Below are 23,891 nucleotides of genomic sequence, written 5' to 3' on the forward strand. Positions count from 1 at the left end.
TTATACTGTGTCGCAATATTGATACCGGACAATCTTATGTCAGTAAGCGCATTTAACCGACGCTGGGCGGCGGTCATACTGGAAGCACTCACTCGCCACGGCGTCAGGCATGTTTGCATTGCGCCTGGCTCTCGTTCGACGCCATTGACGCTGGCCGCAGCGGAGAATTCTGCCTTTATCCACCATACCCACTTTGACGAGCGCGGGTTGGGGCATCTGGCCTTAGGTCTGGCCAAGGTCAGTCGGCAGCCGGTTGCGGTGATTGTGACCTCCGGTACGGCGGTAGCGAATTTGTATCCGGCGCTTATCGAAGCCGGTCTCACCGGTGAAAAACTGATTTTACTCACGGCGGACAGACCGCCTGAGCTTATCGACTGCGGGGCGAATCAGGCGATTCGTCAGCCGGGAATGTTTGCTTCTCATCCATCGCAAACGCTCTCTTTACCGCGTCCGACGCAGGACATTCCCGCCAGTTGGCTGGTTTCCACCCTCGATAATGCCATGGCTTCACTGCACAGCGGTGCGGTACACATTAACTGCCCGTTTGCGGAGCCGCTGTATGGCGAGATGGACGACACAGGCATTGAGTGGCAGCAGCGGCTGGGTGACTGGTGGCAGGATGATAAACCCTGGCTGCGCGAAGCGCGTCGGCTGGAAAGTGACAAACAGCGCGACTGGTTCTTCTGGCGGCAAAAGCGCGGCGTGGTGATTGCCGGGCGTATGACGGCGGAAGAGGGTAAGAAAGTTGCGCTGTGGGCGCAGACGTTAGGCTGGCCGCTGATTGGCGATGTGTTGTCGCAAACCGGACAGCCGCTGCCGTGTGCCGACCTGTGGTTGGGCAATGCGAAAGCGGTGACCGAATTACAGCAGGCACAGATTGTGGTGCAGTTGGGCAGCAGCCTGACCGGAAAACGTCTGTTGCAATGGCAGGCTACCTGTAACCCGCAAGAATACTGGATTGTCGACAATATCGAAGGACGGCTGGATCCCGCTCATCATCGTGGGCGCAGGTTAGTCGCGAAGGTTAGCGACTGGCTGGATCTGCATCCGGCAGAGAAACGCCAGCCCTGGTGCGTCGATGTTCCACGCCTTGCGGAACAGGCGTGGCAGACGGTGGCAGCGCGTCGCGAGGCGTTTGGTGAGGCGCAGCTGGCGCACCGCATTCGCGAGTATCTGCCTGAACAGGGCCAGCTGTTTGTCGGCAATAGTCTGGTGGTACGTCTGATTGACGCACTGTCTCAGCTTCCGGCAGGGTATCCGGTGTACAGCAATCGCGGGGCCAGCGGTATCGACGGTCTACTGTCAACCGCGGCAGGTGTACAGCGAGCCAGCGCGAAATCGACACTGGCCATCGTCGGCGACTTATCGGCGCTGTATGATCTGAATGCGCTGGCCTTATTGCGCCAGGTCTCCGCACCGTTTGTCCTGATTGTGGTGAACAATAACGGCGGGCAGATTTTCTCCCTGTTGCCGACACCGCAAAGTGAGCGTGAACGGTTCTATCTGATGCCGCAGAACGTCCATTTTGATCATGCGGCAGCGATGTTTAACCTAAAATATCACCGCCCGGAAAACTGGGAACAGCTGGAACGTGCACTGGCAGGAGCCTGGCGTACTCCGGCCGCCACGGTGATTGAGCTGGTGGTCAATGAGACTGACGGGGCGCAAACCCTGCAGCAGCTGCTGGCGCAGGTGAGTCATCTATGATCCTGTACGCGCAGGCGAACAAGGACCAGGCGGATGCCCCCTGGCTGGTTTTCCTGCACGGCTTCTCCGGCGATTGCCGGGAATGGCAGCCGGTCGGGGAGCAGTTTGCGGACTGTTCACGGCTGTATATTGATTTGCCCGGCCACGGCGGTTCTGCGGATATTCACGTCAGCGGATTTGATGACGTCAGCGAACTGCTGCGTAATACTTTATTTAGTTACAACATACTTAACTACTGGCTGGTGGGATATTCTCTTGGCGGCCGAGTGGCGATGATGGCGGCTTGCCAGGGGATGTCAGGGCTTTGCGGCCTGGTGGTCGAAGGCGGGCATCCGGGGCTGCAAAGTGAAGACGAGCGCGCGCAGCGTCGCCTGTCCGACGGTCGCTGGGCCGCACGTTTTCGCCACGAGCCGCTACGTGATGTTTTTAACGACTGGTACCAACAACCGGTTTTTGCCTCGCTAAGCCCTGCGCAACGGCAGGTGCTGGTTGACCTGCGTAGCCAGAACAATGGCGTTACGCTTGCCGCTATGCTGGAGGCCACCTCGCTGGCGGGTCAACCCGATTTACGTGCGCCGCTCACCACGCGCACATTTCCGTTTTATTATTTATGTGGTGAACGTGACGATAAATTCCGCGCTCTGGCGACGGAAATGTCTGTACCGAACCATGTGATTCCTCACGCCGGACACAACGCGCATCGGGACAATCCCGCGGGCGTAGTAGACTGTCTGGCTCAGATTCTGCGTCGCTGACTAAAGGACATTTTATGATCTATCCTGATGAAACAATGCTTTACGCACCGGTAGAATGGCTCGATTGCTCTGAAGGCTATACCGACATTCGCTATGAAAAATCCACCGACGGTATTGCAAAAATCACCATCAATCGTCCGCAGGTACGCAATGCTTTCCGTCCTGTAACCGTCAAAGAGATGATTCAGGCGATGTCTGATGCGCGCTATGACGACAATATCGGCGTGATTATCCTGACCGGCGCAGGCGACAAAGCGTTCTGCGCGGGCGGCGATCAGAAAGTACGCGGCGACTACGGCGGATACCAGGATGACTCCGGTGTACATCACCTGAACGTGCTGGACTTCCAGCGTCAGATCCGTACCTGTCCGAAGCCGGTTGTGGCGATGGTTGCGGGTTATTCCATCGGTGGTGGCCATGTGCTGCACATGATGTGTGACCTGACTATCGCGGCTGAAAACGCCATCTTTGGTCAGACAGGCCCGAAAGTGGGGTCCTTTGACGGCGGTTGGGGTGCGTCTTATATGGCCCGTATCGTTGGTCAGAAGAAAGCGCGTGAAATCTGGTTCCTGTGTCGTCAATACGATGCGAAACAGGCACTGGATATGGGCCTGGTCAACACCGTGGTTCCGCTGGCGGATCTGGAAAAAGAGACCGTGCGCTGGTGTCGTGAAATGCTGCAAAACAGCCCAATGGCGCTGCGCTGCCTGAAAGCAGCGCTGAACGCCGACTGCGATGGTCAGGCGGGGCTGCAGGAGCTGGCCGGTAACGCCACCATGCTGTTCTACATGACGGAAGAAGGTCAGGAAGGCCGTAATGCGTTCAACCAGAAACGTCAGCCTGACTTCAGCAAATTCAAACGGAATCCGTAATGCGTAGCGCGCAGGTATACCGCTGGCAGATCCCCATGGACGCGGGGGTGATTTTGCGTGACAGGCGGTTAAAAACGCGTGATGGGCTGTACGTGTGTCTTCGTGACGGCGAGCGTGAAGGGTGGGGAGAGATCTCCCCCTTGCCGGGCTTCAGCCAGGAAACCTGGGAAGAGGCGCAAACGGCTCTGTTGGCCTGGGTAAACGGCTGGCTGCAGGGGGAAACCTCTTTACCACAGCTGCCTTCGGTGGCCTTTGGTGCTAGCTGCGCACTCGCCGAGCTTGACGGGACATTGCCGGAGGCGGCGAATTATCGCGCCGCGCCATTGTGTACCGGCGACCCTGACGATCTGGTGCTGCAACTGGCGGACATGCCGGGCGAAAAAGTCGCGAAGATCAAAGTTGGCCTGTATGAAGCTGTACGTGACGGCATGGTGGCCAACCTGCTGCTGGAGGCGATCCCCGATCTGCATTTACGTCTTGATGCTAACCGTGCCTGGACGCCACTGAAGGCGCAGCAGTTTGCGAAGTACGTCAATCCGGATTATCGCGGGCGCATTGCCTTCCTCGAAGAGCCGTGCAAAACCCGGGAAGATTCTCGCGCCTTTGCGCGGGAAACCGGGATTGCCATTGCCTGGGATGAAAGCCTGCGTGAAGCCGACTTTACCTTTATGGCGGAAGAAGGCGTGAGTGCGGTGATCATCAAGCCTACGCTCACCGGTAGTCTGGATAAGGTTCGCGAGCAGGTTGCAGCCGCGCATGCGCTCGGACTCACTGCGGTAATCAGTTCGTCTATTGAGTCAAGCCTGGGGTTAACCCAACTGGCGCGGATTGCCGCCTGGCTGACGCCGCAGACCATACCGGGTCTGGACACGCTGAGCCTGATGCAGTGCCAGCAGGTTCGCAGCTGGCCCGGCAGTGTGCTGCCATGTATTAACGTGGATGCGCTGGAACGACTGCTATGACCGTGCAGGACATGCCCGATGTCACAAGCATATCGGGCCTGGCGACGGCGTTTACCGACTGGCCGTGGCGTCACTGGCGGCAAGTTCGGGCAGAGGCGCCAGCGTTACGCCTCAATGATGAGGTGCTGAACTGGCGCGAGCTCTGTACGCGCGTCGACGCGCTGGCCACAGGGTTTGCCGCTCAGGGGGTGAAAGAGGGCGACGGCGTGCTGCTGCGTGCCTGGAATCACCCTTCATCTGCGCTTGCCTGGCTGGCATTGTTGCAGTGCGGGGCGCGGGTGTTACCGGTGAACCCGCAGCTGCCGCAGCCTCTGCTGGATGCGTTGATCCCTGATTTAACGCTGCGTTTTGCGCTGGATCTGCAAAGCAATGACCCCTTTTCGGGGCTGATGCCACTGCAGATCCAGCAACTGTCTGGCGAGCATGCAGCCGACTGGCTGCCTCTGCGATTGAGTTCAATGACACTCACATCCGGTTCAACCGGGTTGCCTAAGGCAGCGGTGCATACCTGTCAGGCACATTTGGCGAGTGCGCAGGGGGTGCTGTCATTAATGCCGTTTGGCACAGAGGATGACTGGCTGCTCTCGCTACCGCTGTTTCATGTTTCCGGTCAGGGTATTTTGTGGCGCTGGTTATTGGCTGGTGCGCGCATGACCGTGCGTGACAAGCAACCGCTGGAACAGATGCTGGCGGGCTGCACTCATGCCTCGCTGGTACCGACGCAGCTTTGGCGATTGCTGGTAAACAACGCACCGATCACGTTGAAAGCGGTACTGCTGGGGGGCGCGGCCATTCCGGTTGAGCTGACCGAGCAGGCGCGTGAGCAGGGGATTCGCTGCTGGTGTGGTTACGGGCTGACGGAGTTTGCTTCCACGGTTTGCGCGAAAGAAGCTGATGGCCTGAGCGATGTCGGCTCTGCCTTGCCGGGCAGAGAGGTCAGGATCGTGGATGATGAAGTCTGGCTGCGCGCTGCCAGCATGGCGTCAGGTTACTGGCGCAACGGGCAGCTTATTCCGCTGGTTAATGGCGAAGGCTGGTTTGCTACCCGCGATCGCGGGGTGTTAAACGACGGTAAGCTCACGATTGTCGGTCGCATGGACAACCTGTTCTTTAGCGGCGGGGAAGGTATTCAGCCGGAAGAGGTGGAACGCGTGATCGCCGCCCATCCGCACGTGCTGCAAGCCTTTGTTGTTCCGCTGGAAGACCATGAGTTTGGCCATCGTCCGGTGGCGGTCGTTGAATACGATACCCGTGCGGATGACGCCAATCTTGCTGAATGGGTTAAAGATAAACTGGCCCGTTTTCAACAACCGGTACGCTGGCTGGAATTACCGCCAGAGCTGAAAAGTGGCGGTATTAAGGTTTCTCGCCGCGCATTGCTGGACTGGGTCCGAGAAAAATCGTCATAAGCCCTGCCATAATGCACAGCACGCCGATGAGCGCCTGCCATGAAAATGAACCCAGCCAGCCAGGTAAGAACATTGAGGCGAGCCACACCAGCACGTAGCTGAGGCTGAGCAGGGCGTAGGCCTTGCTCAGTGCCAGTCGGTGCAGGGCCTGGTGCCAGCAGATAACCGACAGTAAATACCCCACCAGTCCCGCGTACAGCGTTAACGTCCCGACGCTTGCGGAAAATATCGCTTCCATAAATCGCAACGGATGCAGTATCGGCGGCAGATTGTCCATCGCGTAGCCGAGACTCAACTGAGCCAGCGAAGTAATCATGACGCTGCATAGCCCCCAGAATATCCCCATTACACCGCGCTCCCGAGAATAAAAATACCGGTGATAATCAGCCCCACGCCCAGCCAATGGCGCTTTGTGACGGGCTCTCGCCAGATTTTCCAGGCTGCCAGCGTGACCCAGACAAAGTTAAGGCTCAGCATCGGATAGGCCAGGCCAACCGGAATATTCTGCAACACTGCCAGCCATAACAGCATCGCCAGACCGAGACTTACCAGAGCCAGACTCATCCACCACGCAATGTGGCGTTTGCGCGCGCGGATGGCCTGCTTCTGGCACAGTTGCCCGCCTACGCTGAGCAGACTGGCGAGGACTAACGCCAGCCAGATCATTGGGGCCGGTACAGAATCAAGACCAGACGCCCCTGATTATCAACGTAATCCGCAGGGGGAATGGCAAGTTGAGTTATATCCTGATCCTTCGAAATCGACAGCACCAGCGTAATAATACCCTCCTGGCGATGTTGGGCTAACCAGTCGGGAAAGCCAGTCTGACTGACAAAGCGGCCCTGGGCATCGGGATAATTCAGGCCATATTTTAGCTCGCCCATTTGCCCGTACAAGATGATGTCATCGCGTTTCAGGCTCCAGGCCAGACCTGCGGCGACGCCAACGTTGTCCGCAAGCACGTAGCGACTCGGTTGTAACACCTCTTTGGTCATCTCAACAAAAAACTGCGGTTGTTTCGCTTCCATGACCCTGTCGGGTATCGCGTATCCAAACAACAGCACCAGCCCCAATGGGCAGAATGCGGCATATTTCCAGGTTTTTTGGCTATTGGTCAGCGTATACCAGCCGAAAAAAGTCCAGATGAGAAAGATGCCCCACGAATAAAAAACCTTATAAGTTTCGATATGCGTCCACACGGGAAACGGCAGCGGCCCCAGTGTAGACACCACAAAGGTGGCGACAATGCCGATCACCCCAAACAGGATGTTGATCCCGCCATTGACGCGCAGGGCAACGGATCCTTCCTTGGCCGCCTGCATACCGAAACGCGCGATGAGGAGAGCCAGCGGCGCGAAGCAGGAAAGAATATAGGTGGGGAGTTTTCCTTTAGCGATGCTGAAAAACACAATCGGCATGACAATCCAGCCGAGCAGATAGAGTGCGCTACGCGGAGTATCCCGCTCACGCCACCCCGTTTGCAGTGCACCAGGCAGAAGACCAAGCCAGGGCAAACAGCCTGCGATAAGGACGGGCAGGTAGTACCAGAACGGAGCTTTATGCTGGGCATCCGCCAGTGCGAAACGCTGAATATGTTCGACCCAGAAAAAGTAATGCCAGAAGTCAGGTTCGCCTTGTGCAATGGTTATTCCCCACGGCAACACAATGGTAATGCAACCGACCACCGCCAGCAGACCGTAGAGAAAGAGATCTTTCCATCGTTTTTGTACTAATACCCACGGCAGTACGCTGAGAACCGGGACCGCCAGTGCGAGAAAACCTTTGGTCATCACCCCCATGCCGCAGGCCAGTCCCAACAGCAAAAAGGCGATAATTTTGCCGGTTTTCGTGGTGGCCTGCATGCCTTGCCAAAAACAGCACATGCCCGCCATCAGCCACAGGGTGATGATAGGATCGAGAACTGCGTAGGTGCCGATGCTGTAAACGGAAAAAAACGTTAAGAAAATTACTGAGGAGAGTATGGCGGTGCGTTTATCCTGCCAGAGTCGCATGGCAAGCCAGGCCACCAGTAGCGCGGTGAGTAGGGTGGCAAAAATAGCGCCCGCCCTGACGCCAAAATTGTTTGCACCAAATAACCACTGCCCGATACTGTTTAACCAGTATCCGGCAATCGGTTTTTCAAAATAGCGTAACCCGAGAAAGTGCGGGACTATCCAGTCGCCCGAGTTGAGCATTTCCCGGCTAATTTCCGCGTAGCGCGTTTCGTCAGGCTGCCACAGCAGGCGGCTATTGATGGGAACAATATAATACAGCGCAATAAAGGCGATAAACGCCACGGTATAACGTAGAGATTTCATCGTGACACACTCACCGGGTACTGACAGCCGAGCCATCCCTCTCTGCCGGGTATTTTGCCGCGAACGACCTGGCCTGTTGGCAGCGTAGTGATATCGTCTGGCAGGAGCTCACCAAGCGGGCAAAACGTAATGCCCGCATCAGCGGCTCGAGTCAGCAAGTCATCAAAATCGTGATGGCAGGCGATCCCTTCAACTTCCGCATGAATGGTGTACACCGGCGTTGCTGTGTTCATCAGTATGTGGGAGAGGATCCAGGCATTGAAGTCGACAGCCTGCACTTCCCGGCCAATCACTTCATCCCAGGTCGGTAAAGTGACGGGAATCTGCGGCGTACCGGCTTTCCCCGTCGCAAGCAGCGGGCGAAATAGTGAAGAGCCCCGACAATCGCTGTTGTAGCGTAGGTTAAAGGCTTCTTTGGCGTGGACGATGCGTTCGTCAGCACGCCATCCGGCAGCGGCTGAGCAGGTGACAGGCTGTCCGGTGATGGCCTCAAGCACGGTAATACCTTGAGAAATATCATCAATCAGTTGTTTGTCATTCCAGGTGCCACTTCGCGCCTGCCAGGCATGGTGATCCCAGGCATGCAGGCCGGTTTCGTGAACCCGGGCGGCTTGCGCAATAATGGCGGCATTCGCGTGGCCTATTTCTTTTCCTGGCCACGCGGTCCCGGCCAGTAAAATATCCCACCCGTAGAGAGAGACTGCGTTTGAGCGCAGCATCTTCCACAAAAATTGCGGTTTCACCAGACGCCAGAGATGGCGTCCCATGTTGTCAGGTCCAACGCTAAAGAAAAAACTTGCCCGAACGTTATGTCGGTTCAATGTCTCCAGCAGGCGGGGCACGCCTTCGCGCGTCCCCCTGAAGGTATCGACATCAATGCGCAAGCCCACTTTGGTCATGATGTGTGTTCCGTGATATCCACGCTGCGTAAGAAGAAATCGAGCGTCTCTTCTACCGTTTCCCGCATGTCGATGGTCGGTTCCCAATTCAGGCAGCGTCGGGCATTAACAATACTCGGTTTACGGTGTTCAACGTCCTGATAACCTTTGCCATAGTAGCTGCTGCTTTCAACGTCACGGAAGCCGGCGAACGGCGGAAAGTGCTGACGCAGTGGATGTTTTTCAAAGCAGCTCAGCAGCATTTCTGCCAGTTCCTGAATGCTGGCTTCGTTATCCGGGTTACCGATGTTGATAATCTCGCCGTCACAGCGTCCGCCGGCGTTTTCTATGATGCGGAACAGCGCCTCGATACCGTCGCGAATATCAGTAAAGCAACGCTTCTGCTTACCACCTTCAATCAGCTTAATCGGCGAACCTTCCACCAGATTGAGGATCAACTGAGTAATGGCGCGTGAGCTACCGATACGGGCAGCGTTCAGGCTGTCGAGACGCGGCCCCATCCAGTTAAATGGACGGAACAGCGTGAAGCGCAGTCCTTCTTTTTCGCCGTACGCCCAAATAACGCGATCCAGAAGCTGCTTAGAAACGGAATAGATCCAGCGCGGCTTATTGACCGGGCCGACGGTAAGGTTTGAGCTGTCTTCATCAAAGACCTTATCGCTACACATGCCGTACACTTCGGACGTTGACGGGAAAATAATGCGTTTCTGGTATTTCACGCAGTAGCGAATGATTTTCAGGTTTTCTTCAAAATCGAGTTCAAAGACACGCAGCGGGTTGCGGGTGTATTCAATCGGCGTGGCAATCGCCACCAGCGGCAGCACGACGTCGCATTTTTTCACATGGTATTCAATCCATTCAGAATGAATACTGATATCGCCTTCGACAAAATGGAAGCGGGGGTGTGACAAAAAACGTCCAATCGCATCGCTGCCAATATCCAGCCCATAAACCTCGTAGTTTTCTTCTTGCAGCAGGCGTTCGGTCAGGTGGTTACCGATAAAACCGTTCACGCCGAGGATCAAGACACGCGTGCGACGTTTGCTGGCGGAAACCTGCTGGCCGTTCAGGCGAGACCCCACCACCAGACCCAGAACCTGCGCCAGCTGTGAACCTTGCATGGCAATGCCATCGCCCGCTTGCCCGGTAATAATTTCAAGTGCGCCATCGGCACAGGCTATTTGCAATGGCGATGCGCTTATCACGGTGCCCGGTTGTGCGCCGATGGTATTCGTACACGGGCGTGATGACCAGACGGTAAATTTTTGTGTTCCTGCATAGCTAAACGCGCCGGGCCAGGGATCGGAGACCGCACGTACCTGATTATGCAACTGCCCGGCCGGTTTGTTCCAGTCAAGGACGCTGTCGTCCGGCGTGCGACGACCAAAATAGGTTGCATCGGCTTCCTGCTGATGGCGCTGCTGAAAGTCAGCCGTTTTGATAGCAGGCAGCGTTTGTTCCAGCATTTGGCGCGCCGTCTGGCACAGTTTATGATGCAGCGTTAATGCCACGTCATCGGGTGAAATAGCCACACGCTGCTGGGCAACAATCGCCCCGGCATCTGCGCGTTTGACCATACGGTGAAGCGTGACGCCCGTTTCCGTTTCGCCATTGACCAGCACCCAGTTCAGCGGGGCGCGACCACGGTATTTCGGCAGCAGCGAGCCGTGCAGGTTGAATGCGCCCACAGGTGCGAGGCGAAGAATCTCATCGCTGAGTAAATGACGATAGTAGAACGAAAAAATGACCTCAGGGGCGAGCTGGCTGATGCGCTCAACCCACAACGGATGATTGACGTTGTCCGGCGCGTAGACCGGGATCCCTGCGCTGGCCGCAAGCCGGGAGACGGAGCCAAAAAACGCTTTTTCACCGGGGTTATCGGTGTGCGTGAAAATAGCAGCGATTTCGTAACCCGCATCCAGCAAAGCTTGAATTCCTTGACATCCCATATCGTGATAAGCAAATACGACGGCTTTCATGCGTGGTTTTCCTCGGTTGACTGCGTGGTGTGTGGACGAATAACGTGTTGAACAAAGTAGCGGGGGCGGGCGCGGACATCGTTATAGATGCGACCGATATATTCGCCGAGTAAACCCATACCAATGAACTGTGCGCCGATAAACGTAAACAGCACGGCAAACAGCATAAAGACCCCTTCAGCTGCCCACTGCGGACCCAGCGTCAGGCGAAGAACGACCAGCAGAACGGACAGGGTGAAACCCGTGGCGGCAATCATGCTGCCTAGCAGGCTCAGCATGCGCAGCGGTGTGGTGGTCAGGCAGGTCACCAGGTCATACATCAGGTTAATCAAACGCATAAAGCTGTACTTAGAGTCGCCAAATTCACGCTCTGCATGGTGCACCGGGATTTCCGTCGCGCGACGGGCAAAGATGTTGGCCAGAATGGGAATGAAGGTGCTGCGCTCCTGGCAATGCAGCATGGCATCAACGATATGACGGCGATAGGCGCGTAGCATGCAGCCATAATCCCCCATTGCTTTACCGGTGGTACGTTGAATCAAATGGTTGATCATCCTCGAGGCCGTCTTACGAAAGATGCTGTCTTGCCTGTTTTGGCGCACCGTTCCGACCACGTCGAAGCCCTGGTCTGCGGTGGCGACCAGACGAGGGATCTCCTCAGGTGGGTTCTGCAAGTCTGCATCCAGCGTGATGACCAAATCACCGGTGACGTGGCTGAAACCGGCCATAATCGCCGAGTGCTGCCCGTAATTGCGATTCAGCAGAATAGAGACAATATGGCTGTTGTGGGCCTGTGAGGCATCCATCATCAACTGTGCGGAATTGTCGCTGCTGCCGTCATCGATCAGCAGGATTTCATAGTCTTTCCCCAGTTTTTCGCAGGCGGCACAGGTACGTCTGATTAACTCCGGTAGGCTTTCCTGTTCGTTAAAAACGGGAATGACTACCGAGACTTTTTTAATCGGTGTGGCTTCAAACATGGTCATTGTCCTGCTATCCGGCGAAGTGTCGTGATGACGCGCTGGGTATCGTCGGCGGTCATGTCGGGAAATAAAGGCAGTGAACAGATGCGGGCGCTATTCCATTCTGTGTTGGGGAGCGACAGGGTGGGGAAGCGTTCGCGATAATACTTTTGCGTGTGCGCCGCGCGAAAATGCAGACCGGTACCGATACCTTCAGCCTTCAGTGCTTCCATTAAGGCGTCCCGGCTCAGGCCGCAGCGTGCCTCGTCAACACGAATAATAAACAGATGCCAGGCGTGAACGTGCGACCACTGCGGCAAGCTCAACGGCTGAAAAGGTGTATCGGCCAGCGCGTGCTGATAGTGGTGCGCAATTTCAGCGCGACGTGCATTTATTCGACCCAGTTTATCCAGTTGTGCCAGGGCGATGGCAGCATTGATATCGGTCAGGTTGTACTTGTATCCTGGGGCCAGAACTTCCGCCTGCGGTGCACGACCAAAGGTTTGCCGGTCATAGGCATCCACGCCCAGACCGTGGAATTTTAGACTACGCAGACGTTGTGCGAACGCGCTGTTGTCGGTAACAATCAGACCACCTTCCGCGCAGGTGATATTTTTGATGGCGTGAAAGGAGAAAATTGCCGTACCGCGGGCGCCAACATGACGGCCTTTGTATAAGGTTCCCACCGCATGTGCGGCGTCTTCGATGACCGGGATGCTATAACGCTCGCCGATGGCATAAATTGCATCAAGGTCAGTTGGGGCACCGGCGTAATGCACCGGAATAATCGCTTTGGTTCGTGGGGTTATCGCGGCTTCAATTTGTTCGGGAGTGACCATCAGCGTATCGCGGTCGACATCGATCATCACCGGCGTCGCACCCAACAGGACAATCATATTGATCGTGGAAACCCACGTCATCGACGGGGTGATCACCTCATCACCTGCGCCTACGTCCAGCGCCATCAGCGTGATGTGCATACCTGCTGTAGCTGAGCAGACGGCAACGGCATGTTGGTTTCCTGTCAGCCGACAGAATGCCTCTTCCAGCTGCTGATTTTTAGGGCCGGTGGTTATCCATCCGGAGTCCAAAACGGTTTTGACGGCGGCAAGCTCTTCAGTACCGAAGGCCGGGCGAGAGAAAGGCAAAAAGTCAGACATCATTATTCCTTCAAGCCATTAAACGCCATCGCATATTTATTAGGATGATAAATAGAGGTGTCGTTAATTATTTCATCAGGCTGCAAAGATTAATGATTGAAGGTTAATTTATCCTTAAGAGTTTAAGGTTGAGAAATAATGTGGAGTGTTTTGATTTTTGTGATTATCACTTTGAAAGTGAAATGTTTTTATATTTTATTTTTCGTCGCGAGCTACCGACATTACTCCATTTTATTAAAAAATTAAGCAATGCCGGTACACATACAGCCAATTTCATCGTGACAAAAACTACAGTAGTCCTTTCAGTTTTAACGTTTTTCGGGTGGCGACGTTTAAGTCGTAATGGGCGAGGTCCTGCGGTTTAACCCAGGCGAAGTCCTGAAACTCTTCGTTAATCTTCACCTCACGATTGGCTGAAACACAATCGAAGATCAGATAAATCATGTAGCTCTCTTCCTGGCGACCATCAGCATAGGTTTTGGTGCGGATATCATCACTAAAGGTCCACGGAGTTATCTCTGTGAGCACCAACTGCTCGCCCAATTCTTCGCGCACTTCGCGACGCAAGGCCTCTTCTATACGCTCACCCGGCTCAACGCCGCCACCTGAAAGTGCCCATTGACCGGGAAACACGCCGCGATCGTCGGCCATTTTGCACAGTAAATAACACCCTTCATTTTGAATTAATGGGCAAACAATCGTTCTTTGACGCATAAGTCTGTTCCTTAGTGTGTCTGTTCAGTGAGTCCATCTTTCACTCATCTTACCTGTTACCAGACGCAGAAAAAATGCGTCCAGGCCGATTTAAAGGAGAAGCGGGATTAAATGAATGCGATAACAGAAAACACGCCTCAGGCCCTTGCTGCGGCGTAAGTTGGCCGTTAACTTAACCTTTGCTAAACATTCTGAGTAGTATTTAGTTACAATATGTTATTGCATCGCCTTTTTAGCTCATTGATTCCTCGCCATCAGGCAGTACAATCCAGCGGTTTTGGGGCTATGTTTAGTTTCTTGCTGGAAAGGATAGAAAATGAAAAAAAGTATTTTATTGGGCCTTGCTGGAATGCTGTTTGTTTCTGCGTCGGCAAACGCGGTAAGCATCAGCGGCCAGGCTGGTGAAGATTACACCAACCTTGGCTTCGGTTTCGGTACCGAGTCCTCCGGGCTGGCAGCCAGCGGCAACTGGATGCATAACGACGATGATGGTGATGTTGCCGGCGTCGGTCTTGGCCTGAATATCCCGATTGGTCCTCTGCTGGCCACCGTTGGCGGGAAAGGCGTTTATACCAACCCAAACGACGGCGATGAAGGTTATGCGGCGGCGGTTGGTGGTGGCTTGCAGTGGCCGATTGGCGACAGCTTCCGTCTGTTTGGCGAGTACTACTACTCTCCGGATTCGCTTTCCAGCGGTATTGATAGCTACGAAGAAGCCAATGCGGGCGCGCGTCTGACCATTATTCGCCCACTGAGTATCGAAGCCGGTTATCGCTACCTGAACCTGGCGGGTAAAGATGGCAACCGTGACAATGCGATTGCTGACGGCCCGTACGTTGGGGTGAACGCCAGTTTCTGATGTCCCTGGCGCGGCGTTCAGCTGCGCCTGTTTTTCCTTCTCTTACTCATTCTCTTTCCCTCCATCCTCCATGTTCCCTCGCCATTGCGTTATAGTGTTTTGATTGCATAAGCAGGAGAACACAATGTTAAACGTGGAGATGCTATCCACCGGGGATGAAGTGTTGCACGGCCAGATCGTCGACACCAATGCCGCCTGGCTGGCTGATTTTTTCTTCAATCAGGGATTACCGTTAACACGCCGCAACACGGTGGGCGACAATCTCGACGACCTGGTCGCCATTTTGCGCGAACGCAGCGAACATGCCGATGTATTGATTGTGAACGGTGGCTTAGGGCCAACCAGCGATGATTTGAGCGCGCTGGCTGCGGCAACGGCAAAAGGTGAAGGGCTGGTGCTGCACGAGGCATGGCTTGCTCAGATGGAGCATTACTTCCGCGAACGCGGTCGTATTATGGCACCGAGCAACCGTAAGCAAGCTGAATTACCTGCCAGCGCCGAGTTTATCAATAACCCAGTGGGTACCGCCTGTGGATTCGCCGTGAAGCTCAACCGCTGTTTGATGTTCTTTACGCCGGGTGTTCCGTCAGAGTTTAAAGTGATGATCGAGCATGAGATCCTACCGCGTCTGCGGGAGCGATTCTCACTCTCCCAACCCCCGCTATGCCTGCGACTAACCACCTTTGGCCGTTCTGAAAGCGAGCTGGCGCAAAGTTTGGATCCGCTGCCTTTGCCTGCCGGGGTCACGATGGGGTATCGCTCATCAATGCCGATTATCGAGTTGAAGCTTACCGGGCCGGATTCCCAACGTGAAGCGATGCTGGCGCTCTGGCCGGAGGTGAAGCGGGTTGCCGGGCAGAATATGATTTTTGAAGGCACGGAAGGGCTGCCCGCGCAAATTGCACGCACGTTGCAGGAACGGCAATACAGCCTGACACTCAGCGAACAGTTTACCGCGGGCCTGGTCGCCCTCCAACTTTCTCGCGCCAACGCCCCGCTGTTGGCCAGTGAAGTGGTGCCCTCTCAGGAGGAAACGCTGGCGCAAACCGCGCACTGGATAACCGAGCGACGCGGCAATCATTACGCAGATTTGGCGTTGGCGGTATCGGGTTTCGAAAACGAACATATTAACTTTGCGCTGGCAACGTCTGAGGGCACGCATGCATTACGCGTACGACTTAGCGCTAATCGCTACAGCTTGCCGGTGCGTCAGGAAGTGTGCGCCATGATGGCTCTGAATATGCTGCGCCGTTGGCTTAACGATCAGGATATTGCCACCGAGCATGGCTGGATTGAAGTGGTTGAATCACTGACCGTATAGTTTGTTATTGCCTGATGGCGAAGATTTTGTAGGCCGGATAAGGCGTTTTACGCTGCCATCCGGCAGATGTTTTGCCAGATGGCATTTCGCTTATCGGCCTACAATTGGGATGTAGGCTTGGTTAGTTAGCCTAACGCCTGTGCCAGCAGGGTTATTGGATGCTCACAGCGCTTGCTGGTGGACATCTCAATCTGCCATTTGCAGGTTTCGCAGTCGGTGACGACGATATCGGCTCCGCTTTCTTCGATCTGGCGGAACAGCGGGGCGCCAATGGATTGCGAAGTGGGGTAGTTTTCCTTTTTAAAGCCGTAGGTCCCGGCGATGCCGCAGCACTGGGAATCCAGCACCGTCAGTTCCAGACCAGGAATTTGACGCAGCAGCTCCAGCGTGTAGAGCGTCCAGCCCATTTTCTCCATATGGCAGGGGGTGTGGTAGACCACCTTCAGTGGCAGTGTTTTTAGCGGCAGCGTTTGCCCGCCGTCCAGTTTGCGCCACAGCCAACGGGTGGCCAGCTCAATATGTTCACGCAGACCCGTGTTGTCGACATCCAGCACTTCGGGATATTCATCGCGAAGCGCAAAGGTACAGGTTGATGAGGTGGCAAGCACCGGAATACCTTTTCCGTCAATGGCTTCTCTGAGCGAAGCCACGTTGCTGACCGCCTGCTTACGTGCCTTATCGGTAAAACCGTTGGCGATCAGCGGCACGCCGCAGCACTTCTCTTTACTCAGCAACTGTACGCCGGTCCCCATCGCATTCAGCACTTTAATCAGGTCTTTGCCAAGCTGTGGATGGTTATAGTTCACAAAGCAGCCGTGAAAAAAGGCGACCTGATCCTGATACTGCGCCTGCTGTGCGGCAACGCTGCGGTACCAGCGGCGGAAGGTACCAAAGGAGTATTTTGGCAGCGTCCGGCGATGATCGATTTTTAACGCGTAATCGAGCAGCTGACGCACGGGCTTCAGCGAGGTGGCGGTATTGACGATCGGTGCGAACGGTGTGGAAACGCTGCCCATCAAATCGGTATGGCTTAAGACAAAGTTGCGCAGCGACGGGCGGGTGGTGTCATATTTGGCGCGCGCGCGCTGGATGATATCGCCAATTTTAACATCTGACGGACAGGCGACTTCGCAGCGTTTGCAGTTGATACAGTATTTCAGCGCATCATCGTATAACGCACCGTCTTTTAGACGCAGACGTTCCCCGTCCGGCCCGGCCTGTTTGGGGCCTGGGTAGCTCGGATTGACGCGGCTGACCGGGCAGGCAGTGGTGCACACAGTGCATTTGATACAACTTTCAAAACGTGTGTCGCTCATTGCTGGCCTCCTGCTCGTTTTGCAATATGATGTGCGGCATGTAAGGCGCTGACTGCGCACACACCGCCTCCGCAACCCTGGGCGATAGGGTCAAAACCGCCAAGCACCGACCCGATGGCAAACAGGTTCTCTACCGTTTTTCCCGCAAGCGTTGGGCGCAGGGTGTCATCAGTATTCACACCAAATTGTTGCCACGGCTGCGGGTCGAAGACGTCGCGCTGATACCACTGCGCACGGGTCTCTGTTTGCTGGACATCCAGGCCGAGGATCGGCTCGTGGACAGCCTCGCGTGTTGCCACCAGTCCGCTGCTGAAGAAACTGCCGCTGGCGAGCACGGCAAAGCGTGGACGCAATGGAATATCAGCATGATTGCGGGTCCACACTTCACTCACCACACCGTCCTGACAGGTGACTTTTTTCACCTCGTCACCGGGCATCCACACGCCGCCCTGGCGTACAAACTGACGCTGTAATTGATTGTGCAGGCGCATGCCGAGAACAGAAGGCGGTAAAGTGGGTAACAGCATCAGCGAGCAGGGCAGACGCTCGTTGAGCCACTGCCAGAGCCGGGAATCGGCGAGACCGAAGCAGGCTGGCATAATAATCATGTCGCAGGTTTTTGCTATTGGCAGCAACGCGTCACAGAGCAGTGGCCATTTATCTTCGTTATCCAGCAGGCGTGCGATGTTAACCGCGCGAAACTCGGTGGGGTTGTCGCGCAGAACATCCAGTTCCGGCAGCTCGATTTCTGCGGTGTCGACGCTGAGGTTACGCTGGCTCAGTGAGGCCGCCGCGAGGTGTGCCTGAAAATCCAGTAACCCGCTGATGCCCACCACGCAGATACGCTGAGCAGACAGCGGCCAGACCGGTACTTCCGGCGAACTGAGCCAGGTTGAGCGCAAGGTCCCCAGCGGCGTTACGCGCTGATGTACCTGATGCACCTCGCCCTGCAACTGGGCACCGGATTCTTTCAACAGGGTTTGCGCCTGCTGCGCCAGTGACAGGACGTTTTGCGTACCGATAAGGCTATAAGGGTGCAAGGGGGCCTGAGTGCGCAGTGCGTTCAGGCCTGCCTCGATATCGCTCACCGGCTGTCCATCCGGCAGCGTGCTGAGTAAATCCAGCGAGCCGGAGGAAAAATGCAGGGCGCTTTGGCCACGGGTAACAATCGCGCAGCGTAACCCGCTTTTTTGCAGTTGCAGACCGCACAGCAGTCCGGCGAGACCGCCGCCGATAATGACGGTATCAAATTTCATCCTGGTGCTCCTTTTCCAGACCGCATAACCCCTGATACACCCAGCGCGTGAACTCGCTTTCGCGCAGTGCGTCTCCCCAGGCAATCGGCTGCACGCCTTTCCAGCGTTCGTTGAGAAACTCGGAGAGCTGGGTGATGGACTGCGCGGCGGTGGTAACATTAAAACGTTGCAGTAACCCTGCGGCGCGGCAGGCGCACAGTTCGCCCTGGCATGTCCCCATCCCGACGCGAGTACGGCGGCGCAAGTCCAGCAGGCTGTTGACGGTTAAATTTTCCACGGCGTATTGGACTTCGCCTGCGGTGACCGCCTCGCACTCGCAGACCAGGCTGCGATGCTGACGACCTTCGCTTAGCCAGACCGGGGTGCGATCGCCGTGACGGTAGACTGCCGAGCCGCGTAGTGGTGCGGGCAACGAGATCACGCGCTTAAGCGTATGCTCGGTCGATTCCTGCGAACCTGGCAGTGCGACGTCCGCCGTGGTGCAAGGGCGAGTGTTGCCCAGCTTGCGGCAAACAGCGTCGGTGGCCCATTCAGCCATCAGGCGGTAGGTCATCAGTTTGCCGCCGGTAATGGTGATAAAGCCATCCAGACCGTCGCGTTCAGCATGATCGAACAATACAATGCCGCGGCTGACGTTACGACCGCTTGGATCATTGTCGCTGGCCACCAGCGGACGCACGCCGGAGTAGGCGCGCAAAATGCGCGTTTTCGCCATAATCGGCGCCAGCTTCTCCCCTTCACGCAGCAGGATATCCACCTCTTCAGCGGTGACGCGGTTGCTGTCGATATCATCGTAATCAATATGTTGCGAGGTGGTGCCGATCAGCGAGATGGTGTCGCCAGGCACCAGAATGTCGGCATCCGACGGTTTACGGCAGCGGTTGATGACATGCTGGTTAATGCGATGATCCATGATCAACAACGAGCCTTTTGCCGGGAACATGCGGATGCTCAGATCGGCATATTCCGCGATCCGCTGGCCCCAGATCCCGGCAGCGTTCACCACCACCGGCGCATGCAGGGACTGCATCTCGCCGGTGAGATGATTGCGAACGTTCACGCCGCAGACGGTTGCACCTTCACGAATCAGCCCGGTCACTTCATGGGCCGTCAGAATGACCGCGCCATGCTCTCTGGCATCCAGCATGTTGGCAGCGGTTAAACGGAAGGGATCCACGGTACCGTCTGGCACTTTGACTGCGCCAATCAACTGCGGGTTCACCGCGGGCTCGATAATGCGCGCTTGTTGAGGGTCGATCGCTTCTGCACGAATGCCCGCATCTTCGCAGGCACGAATAAAGGTGGCCTGGAAGGAGAGTTCATCTTCCGGCAGTGTGATAAACAGACCGTCCGTAGGCTCTACGCAGTGGCGGGCGATACGTTTCAGAATTTGGTTTTCGCTAATACATTCACGCGCAGATTCTGCGTCAGTGACGGCATAGCGCGCACCGCTGTGCAGCAGGCCGTGGTTACGTCCCGTCGCGCCGGTAGCGATATCGTGGCGTTCTACTAAGATGACGCGCAATCCGCGCAGAGCACAGTCGCGTGCGATCCCGGCACCTGTTGCTCCCCCACCAATGATAATCACGTCACTTGTTTGCGAGTCGCGAGTTTTCATTGTTTTTCCTCACAGTTCGTTTTTTTATCATTTAGCCACATAAAAAACATGGATTGTTTGATTTCGCGCATAATCGCTCATTATTCGAAAATGAAACGTGATTTCGTGCGCCTTTATGAACATTTGTCATAAATCTGTAACAATCTGTGCTGTGTTTCACATTTTTGTGCTGAATCTTTCCTTAACATCGCGGCCACACTGGGGGAGGTTGCGTCGTGATGACGTACTTACAGTGTTTCCTTCGAACAAAAGACGGCCACGGAGGCTACATACTATGTTGAGCATTTTTAAACCCGCGTCACATACGGCGCGCTTACCTGCAGCGGAAATCGATCCCACCTATCGTCGATTGCGCTGGCAGATTTTCTTGGGGATATTTTTTGGTTATGCGGCGTACTATCTGGTACGTAAGAACTTTGCCCTGGCGATGCCGTATCTGGTTGAGCAGGGTTTCTCCCGTGGCGATCTGGGTTTTGCGTTATCCGGTATTTCCATTGCCTATGGTTTTTCGAAATTTATCATGGGGTCCATTTCGGACCGCTCGAATCCGCGCGTTTTCCTGCCTGCCGGTCTGATTCTGGCGGCGGCGGTGATGTTGTTCATGGGCTTTGTGCCGTGGGCGACGTCCAGTATCGCGGTGATGTTTGTGCTGCTGTTCCTGTGTGGCTGGTTCCAGGGGATGGGGTGGCCGCCGTGCGGTCGTACCATGGTGCACTGGTGGTCGCAGAAAGAGCGTGGCGGTATTGTGTCCGTGTGGAACTGCGCGCATAACGTCGGTGGTGGTCTGCCTCCGCTGCTGTTCCTGCTGGGTATGGCCTGGTTTAACGACTGGAAAGCGGCATTGTACATGCCGGCATTCGGTGCGATTGTTGTCGCCCTGATTGCTTTTGCCCTGATGCGCGATACGCCGCAGTCTTGTGGCTTGCCGCCGATTGAAGAGTATAAGAACGACTATCCGGATGATTACAGCGAAAAAGCCGAAGAAGAGCTGACTGCGAAGCAGATCTTCATGCAGTACGTGCTGCCAAACAAACTGCTGTGGTACATCGCGATCGCCAACGTGTTTGTCTATTTACTGCGTTACGGCATCCTCGACTGGTCGCCGACCTACCTGAAAGAAGTGAAGCATTTCGCACTGGATAAATCCTCCTGGGCCTACTTCCTGTATGAGTATGCGGGTATCCCGGGCACCCTGCTGTGTGGCTGGATGTCGGATAAAGTCTTCCGTGGCAACCGTGGCGCAACCGGCGTGTTCTTCATGACGCTGGTGACCATTGCAACGATCGTTTACTGGATGAACCCGGCGGGCAATCCGAACGTTGATATGGCATGTATGATTATCATCGGCTTCCTGATCTACGGTCCGGTCATGCTGATTGGTCTGCACGCGCTGGAACTGGCACCGAAAAAAGCGGCGGGTACGGCGGCAGGCTTCACCGGGTTGTTTGGTTACCTGGGCGGCTCTGTGGCAGCGAGCGCCATTGTCGGTTACACCGTTGACTTCTTCGGCTGGGACGGTGGCTTTATGGTGATGATTGGCGGCAGCGTGCTGGCGGTTATTCTGCTGGTGGTCGTCATGTTTGGTGAAAAGCGCCATCACGCAGAGATGGAACTGAAGCGTAACGGGGGATAATAGATGAAAACCACATTGAAAAGTCTTAGCGTCGCGTTAATGCTGACCGGTATGGTGGTCAGCAGCGCAGCCATCGCCGCAGACAAGATTGTGATTGCTCACCGTGGGGCCAGCGGCTATTTACCGGAGCATACGCTGCCGGCAAAAGCGATGGCCTATGCGCAGGGCGCGGACTATCTCGAGCAGGATCTGGTGATGACCAAGGACGACCATCTGGTCGTTCTGCATGACCACTATCTTGACCGGGTCACCGATGTCGCCGAGCGTTTCCCGGATCGCGCTCGTAAAGATGGTCGCTACTACGCCATCGACTTTACGCTGGATGAGATCAAATCGCTGAAATTTACCGAAGGTTTCGATATCGAAAATGGCAAACAGGTGCAGACCTACCCAGGGCGCTTCCCGATGGGTAAATCTGATTTCCGTGTGCATACGTTCGAAGAAGAGATCGAGTTTGTTCAGGGATTAAATCATTCCACCGGTAAGAACATCGGTATCTATCCGGAAATTAAAGCGCCGTGGTTCCATCACCAGGAAGGGAAGGACATTGCTGCGAAGACGCTGGAAGTGCTGAAAAAGTACGGCTACAGCGACAAACAGGATAAGGTCTATCTGCAAAGTTTTGATGTGGCGGAACTCAAGCGCATCAAGAATGAGCTGGAACCTAAAATGGGGATGGACCTCAACCTGGTGCAGCTGATTGCCTATACCGACTGGAATGAAACCCAGGAGAAAAAACCGGACGGCAGTTGGGTGAATTACAACTATGACTGGATGTTTAAACCGGGCGCGATGAAGCAGGTTGCTGAGTACGCGGATGGCATTGGCCCGGACTATCACATGCTGGTCGATGAGAAGTCGAAGAAAGGCAACATCGTGTTGACCGGGATGGTGAAGGATGCGCATCAGAACAAGATGACGGTGCATCCTTATACTGTGCGGGCCGATCAGCTGCCGGACTACGCGACGGATGTGAATCAGCTGTATGACATCCTGTATAACAAGGCGGGCGTTGACGGGTTGTTCACCGACTTCCCCGACAAAGCGGTGATGTTCCTGCATAAGCAGTAACGGTATCAGGCCTGCGATAGCATGATATTGCAGGCCTTTCCACCGGCGCATTCCCGACGGTTAGATCAGACCGTCTGCTGTCAGTGTTTCCATACATGCCTGCAGTAAATATAAAGGGCTGCCGTCTACCGGCGGCTCTTTTGCCAATAATGATATTTGCCGATAAAACGTTGGCTCCAGCGCCACCGAACGTATTTGCCCGCCAACCGCCTTTAATGTGAGCTCCGGTAACAATGCGATCCCCAGCCCCTGACGAATAAAACTGATTGCCGTATCCGGGTGGTTGAATTCGTACTTAATGATTGGCTCAATACCTTGTTCTTTAAATAACGTCATGATGCTTAATTCATAGCGCCCTTTACTGATAATCAGCGGTTCTCCCACCAGTTCTTCTACTGAGATTGTGGCTTTGGCCGCCAGCGGGTGAGCCTCGGGGACAACAACGGTGAATTTGTCCCGATAAACCGGCACGCAGTACATGCCACTGACCGGAAAATGCACAAAACCCGCATCAATGCCTCCACTCTGCAGCGAATCAATAATGGCACTGCTGTTCTCTTCATAGGGAATGATTTTGATGTTGGGGTGATGCTGTTCAAAGTAGCGGATGATACCGGGCAAAATGCAGGCGCAGGCGCTGGGAAAACAGCCGATGTGCAAGGTTCGGGCTGGGTTTTGTTTCTCCTGTTCGGCGATCTCTTTTACGGCGTTCGTTTGTCCAATGATGGTCCGTAAATGCGGGAGCAGCCGGATACCTACCGGGGTAAGTTGAATATCTTTGCGCCGCTCGCGGATCAAAATATTAACCCCTAACTCTTCTTCCAGCGCCGAAATAGCCTGACTGACGGCGGACTGGGTGGTGTATAACCGCTTGCTGGCTTCGGTAAAACCACCGTACTCAAGCACGGCCAGCAGGGCGTGGATCTGGGTTAGTGTCATTAGTTATCTCTAATTAATACCATTAAAATGATTAATTTCTCTAATAAAATAAGCCTGTTTATACTGACTTTCTACCTTAAATACCCAAAATAATTTGCGTAGCCGACACATAAGCAACGTGAACTATGACGGGGATAAATC

Annotated in this window: 21 protein-coding genes; 9 read left to right on the forward strand and 12 right to left on the reverse strand. The window is 55.1% G+C overall.

Going from position 1 to position 23,891, the window contains the following annotated elements:
- Nucleotides 1-36: 36 nt before the first annotated feature.
- The 5 genes from menD to menE are packed head-to-tail and all read left to right on the forward strand — an operon-like array spanning nt 37 to nt 5,705.
- Complete coding sequence (menD, locus tag AC3ITF_RS07280) at nt 37-1,707, forward strand: 2-succinyl-5-enolpyruvyl-6-hydroxy-3-cyclohexene-1-carboxylic-acid synthase (protein ID WP_115257916.1); 1,671 nt, start codon at nt 37-39, stop codon at nt 1,705-1,707.
- Entirely contained in the window at nt 1,704-2,462 is a 759-nt protein-coding gene (gene menH, locus AC3ITF_RS07285; protein ID WP_489176268.1) for a 2-succinyl-6-hydroxy-2,4-cyclohexadiene-1-carboxylate synthase, read from the forward strand. The genes menD and menH overlap by 4 nt, the downstream gene beginning before the upstream one ends.
- Nucleotides 2,463-2,476: 14 nt before the next feature.
- Nucleotides 2,477-3,334, forward strand: coding sequence for a 1,4-dihydroxy-2-naphthoyl-CoA synthase (gene menB / locus AC3ITF_RS07290; RefSeq protein ID WP_096756386.1), 858 nt, complete (start codon nt 2,477-2,479; stop codon nt 3,332-3,334).
- Nucleotides 3,334-4,296 carry an o-succinylbenzoate synthase gene (gene menC, locus AC3ITF_RS07295; RefSeq protein ID WP_411509179.1) on the forward strand — a complete coding sequence of 321 codons (963 nt, stop codon included), beginning with the start codon at nt 3,334-3,336 and terminating at the stop codon, nt 4,294-4,296. Before menB ends, menC begins: the two co-directional genes overlap by 1 nt.
- Nucleotides 4,293-5,705: an o-succinylbenzoate--CoA ligase gene (menE, locus tag AC3ITF_RS07300; RefSeq protein ID WP_135911688.1), complete on the forward strand. Its 1,413-nt coding sequence runs from the start codon at nt 4,293-4,295 to the stop codon at nt 5,703-5,705. Before menC ends, menE begins: the two co-directional genes overlap by 4 nt.
- On the opposite strand, the gene arnF is transcribed toward menE, so the two are convergent.
- The 8 genes from arnF to nudI all read right to left on the reverse strand — a co-directional run bounded on the left by arnF (nt 5,653) and on the right by nudI (nt 13,737).
- Nucleotides 5,653-6,051: a 4-amino-4-deoxy-L-arabinose-phosphoundecaprenol flippase subunit ArnF gene (gene arnF / locus AC3ITF_RS07305; RefSeq protein ID WP_146716683.1), complete on the reverse strand. Its 399-nt coding sequence runs from the start codon at nt 6,049-6,051 to the stop codon at nt 5,653-5,655. The two genes, menE and arnF, sit on opposite strands and share 53 nt — an antisense overlap.
- The gene (gene arnE / locus AC3ITF_RS07310) at nt 6,051-6,371 is read right to left on the reverse strand and encodes a 4-amino-4-deoxy-L-arabinose-phosphoundecaprenol flippase subunit ArnE (RefSeq protein WP_137399804.1); all 321 of its coding nucleotides are present in this window, start codon (nt 6,369-6,371) and stop codon (nt 6,051-6,053) included. Before arnE ends, arnF begins: the two co-directional genes overlap by 1 nt.
- Nucleotides 6,368-8,023 carry a lipid IV(A) 4-amino-4-deoxy-L-arabinosyltransferase gene (gene arnT / locus AC3ITF_RS07315; RefSeq protein ID WP_489176269.1) on the reverse strand — a complete coding sequence of 552 codons (1,656 nt, stop codon included), beginning with the start codon at nt 8,021-8,023 and terminating at the stop codon, nt 6,368-6,370. Before arnT ends, arnE begins: the two co-directional genes overlap by 4 nt.
- Entirely contained in the window at nt 8,020-8,922 is a 903-nt protein-coding gene (gene arnD / locus AC3ITF_RS07320) for a 4-deoxy-4-formamido-L-arabinose-phosphoundecaprenol deformylase (RefSeq protein ID WP_117343421.1), read from the reverse strand. The genes arnT and arnD overlap by 4 nt, the downstream gene beginning before the upstream one ends.
- Complete coding sequence (arnA, locus tag AC3ITF_RS07325; protein ID WP_489176270.1) at nt 8,919-10,901, reverse strand: bifunctional UDP-4-amino-4-deoxy-L-arabinose formyltransferase/UDP-glucuronic acid oxidase ArnA; 1,983 nt, start codon at nt 10,899-10,901, stop codon at nt 8,919-8,921. Before arnA ends, arnD begins: the two co-directional genes overlap by 4 nt.
- The gene (gene arnC, locus AC3ITF_RS07330; RefSeq protein WP_181688921.1) at nt 10,898-11,881 is read right to left on the reverse strand and encodes an undecaprenyl-phosphate 4-deoxy-4-formamido-L-arabinose transferase; all 984 of its coding nucleotides are present in this window, start codon (nt 11,879-11,881) and stop codon (nt 10,898-10,900) included. The genes arnA and arnC overlap by 4 nt, the downstream gene beginning before the upstream one ends.
- Before the next feature lie 2 nt (nt 11,882-11,883).
- Nucleotides 11,884-13,023 carry a UDP-4-amino-4-deoxy-L-arabinose aminotransferase gene (gene arnB / locus AC3ITF_RS07335; RefSeq protein ID WP_489176433.1) on the reverse strand — a complete coding sequence of 380 codons (1,140 nt, stop codon included), beginning with the start codon at nt 13,021-13,023 and terminating at the stop codon, nt 11,884-11,886.
- 288 nt (nt 13,024-13,311) lie between these two features.
- The gene (gene nudI, locus AC3ITF_RS07340; protein ID WP_489176271.1) at nt 13,312-13,737 is read right to left on the reverse strand and encodes a nucleoside triphosphatase NudI; all 426 of its coding nucleotides are present in this window, start codon (nt 13,735-13,737) and stop codon (nt 13,312-13,314) included.
- Between the two features lie 316 nt (nt 13,738-14,053).
- Here nudI and AC3ITF_RS07345 point away from each other — a divergent pair, with 316 nt between their 5' ends.
- Together AC3ITF_RS07345 and AC3ITF_RS07350 are read left to right on the forward strand one after the other, a co-directional pair.
- Nucleotides 14,054-14,596, forward strand: a complete 543-nt coding sequence (locus AC3ITF_RS07345; RefSeq protein WP_115257927.1) for a YfaZ family protein — start codon at nt 14,054-14,056, stop codon at nt 14,594-14,596.
- Nucleotides 14,597-14,720: 124 nt separating this feature from the next.
- Nucleotides 14,721-15,917 (forward strand): nicotinamide mononucleotide deamidase-related protein YfaY, encoded by a 1,197-nt coding sequence (locus AC3ITF_RS07350; protein ID WP_115257928.1) that lies wholly within the window; start codon nt 14,721-14,723, stop codon nt 15,915-15,917.
- A gap of 125 nt (nt 15,918-16,042) precedes the next feature.
- Here AC3ITF_RS07350 and glpC read toward each other — a convergent pair whose 3' ends face one another.
- The 3 genes from glpC to glpA are packed head-to-tail and all read right to left on the reverse strand — an operon-like array spanning nt 16,043 to nt 20,107.
- The gene (gene glpC / locus AC3ITF_RS07355) at nt 16,043-17,233 is read right to left on the reverse strand and encodes an anaerobic glycerol-3-phosphate dehydrogenase subunit GlpC (protein WP_096756399.1); all 1,191 of its coding nucleotides are present in this window, start codon (nt 17,231-17,233) and stop codon (nt 16,043-16,045) included.
- A complete protein-coding gene (glpB, locus tag AC3ITF_RS07360; protein ID WP_181624526.1) occupies nt 17,230-18,489 on the reverse strand; it encodes a glycerol-3-phosphate dehydrogenase subunit GlpB in 1,260 nt (419 codons plus the stop codon). Before glpB ends, glpC begins: the two co-directional genes overlap by 4 nt.
- Nucleotides 18,479-20,107: an anaerobic glycerol-3-phosphate dehydrogenase subunit A gene (glpA, locus tag AC3ITF_RS07365; RefSeq protein WP_117343428.1), complete on the reverse strand. Its 1,629-nt coding sequence runs from the start codon at nt 20,105-20,107 to the stop codon at nt 18,479-18,481. Before glpA ends, glpB begins: the two co-directional genes overlap by 11 nt.
- A 274-nt stretch (nt 20,108-20,381) precedes the next feature.
- On the opposite strand from glpA, the gene glpT reads away from it, so the two are divergent.
- The gene (glpT, locus tag AC3ITF_RS07370; protein WP_096756402.1) at nt 20,382-21,740 is read left to right on the forward strand and encodes a glycerol-3-phosphate transporter; all 1,359 of its coding nucleotides are present in this window, start codon (nt 20,382-20,384) and stop codon (nt 21,738-21,740) included.
- A gap of 3 nt (nt 21,741-21,743) precedes the next feature.
- The gene (gene glpQ, locus AC3ITF_RS07375; RefSeq protein WP_096756403.1) at nt 21,744-22,811 is read left to right on the forward strand and encodes a glycerophosphodiester phosphodiesterase; all 1,068 of its coding nucleotides are present in this window, start codon (nt 21,744-21,746) and stop codon (nt 22,809-22,811) included.
- 60 nt (nt 22,812-22,871) lie between these two features.
- Here glpQ and AC3ITF_RS07380 read toward each other — a convergent pair whose 3' ends face one another.
- A complete protein-coding gene (locus tag AC3ITF_RS07380) occupies nt 22,872-23,750 on the reverse strand; it encodes a LysR family transcriptional regulator (RefSeq protein WP_096756404.1) in 879 nt (292 codons plus the stop codon).
- Between the last annotated feature and the right edge of the window lie 141 nt (nt 23,751-23,891).

The sequence above is a fragment of the Citrobacter sp. KH_055_1 genome (assembly GCF_057838705.1).

What these genes read in the sequence shown, in the direction of transcription:
- menD (WP_115257916.1), top strand. Translation starts at nt 37, where the DNA reads ATGTCAGTAAGCGCATTTAACCGACGCTGGGCGGCGGTCATACTGGAA.
- nudI (WP_489176271.1), bottom strand. Translation starts at nt 13,737, where the DNA reads ATGCGTCAAAGAACGATTGTTTGCCCATTAATTCAAAATGAAGGGTGT.
- glpQ (WP_096756403.1), top strand. Translation starts at nt 21,744, where the DNA reads ATGAAAACCACATTGAAAAGTCTTAGCGTCGCGTTAATGCTGACCGGT.
- arnE (WP_137399804.1), bottom strand. Translation starts at nt 6,371, where the DNA reads ATGATCTGGCTGGCGTTAGTCCTCGCCAGTCTGCTCAGCGTAGGCGGG.
- menB (WP_096756386.1), top strand. Translation starts at nt 2,477, where the DNA reads ATGATCTATCCTGATGAAACAATGCTTTACGCACCGGTAGAATGGCTC.
- AC3ITF_RS07350 (WP_115257928.1), top strand. Translation starts at nt 14,721, where the DNA reads ATGTTAAACGTGGAGATGCTATCCACCGGGGATGAAGTGTTGCACGGC.
- glpA (WP_117343428.1), bottom strand. Translation starts at nt 20,107, where the DNA reads ATGAAAACTCGCGACTCGCAAACAAGTGACGTGATTATCATTGGTGGG.
- arnT (WP_489176269.1), bottom strand. Translation starts at nt 8,023, where the DNA reads ATGAAATCTCTACGTTATACCGTGGCGTTTATCGCCTTTATTGCGCTG.
- glpB (WP_181624526.1), bottom strand. Translation starts at nt 18,489, where the DNA reads ATGAAATTTGATACCGTCATTATCGGCGGCGGTCTCGCCGGACTGCTG.
- menC (WP_411509179.1), top strand. Translation starts at nt 3,334, where the DNA reads ATGCGTAGCGCGCAGGTATACCGCTGGCAGATCCCCATGGACGCGGGG.
- arnF (WP_146716683.1), bottom strand. Translation starts at nt 6,051, where the DNA reads ATGGGGATATTCTGGGGGCTATGCAGCGTCATGATTACTTCGCTGGCT.
- menE (WP_135911688.1), top strand. Translation starts at nt 4,293, where the DNA reads ATGACCGTGCAGGACATGCCCGATGTCACAAGCATATCGGGCCTGGCG.
- glpT (WP_096756402.1), top strand. Translation starts at nt 20,382, where the DNA reads ATGTTGAGCATTTTTAAACCCGCGTCACATACGGCGCGCTTACCTGCA.
- AC3ITF_RS07380 (WP_096756404.1), bottom strand. Translation starts at nt 23,750, where the DNA reads ATGACACTAACCCAGATCCACGCCCTGCTGGCCGTGCTTGAGTACGGT.
- arnC (WP_181688921.1), bottom strand. Translation starts at nt 11,881, where the DNA reads ATGTTTGAAGCCACACCGATTAAAAAAGTCTCGGTAGTCATTCCCGTT.
- menH (WP_489176268.1), top strand. Translation starts at nt 1,704, where the DNA reads ATGATCCTGTACGCGCAGGCGAACAAGGACCAGGCGGATGCCCCCTGG.
- AC3ITF_RS07345 (WP_115257927.1), top strand. Translation starts at nt 14,054, where the DNA reads ATGAAAAAAAGTATTTTATTGGGCCTTGCTGGAATGCTGTTTGTTTCT.
- arnA (WP_489176270.1), bottom strand. Translation starts at nt 10,901, where the DNA reads ATGAAAGCCGTCGTATTTGCTTATCACGATATGGGATGTCAAGGAATT.
- arnB (WP_489176433.1), bottom strand. Translation starts at nt 13,023, where the DNA reads ATGTCTGACTTTTTGCCTTTCTCTCGCCCGGCCTTCGGTACTGAAGAG.
- arnD (WP_117343421.1), bottom strand. Translation starts at nt 8,922, where the DNA reads ATGACCAAAGTGGGCTTGCGCATTGATGTCGATACCTTCAGGGGGACG.
- glpC (WP_096756399.1), bottom strand. Translation starts at nt 17,233, where the DNA reads ATGAGCGACACACGTTTTGAAAGTTGTATCAAATGCACTGTGTGCACC.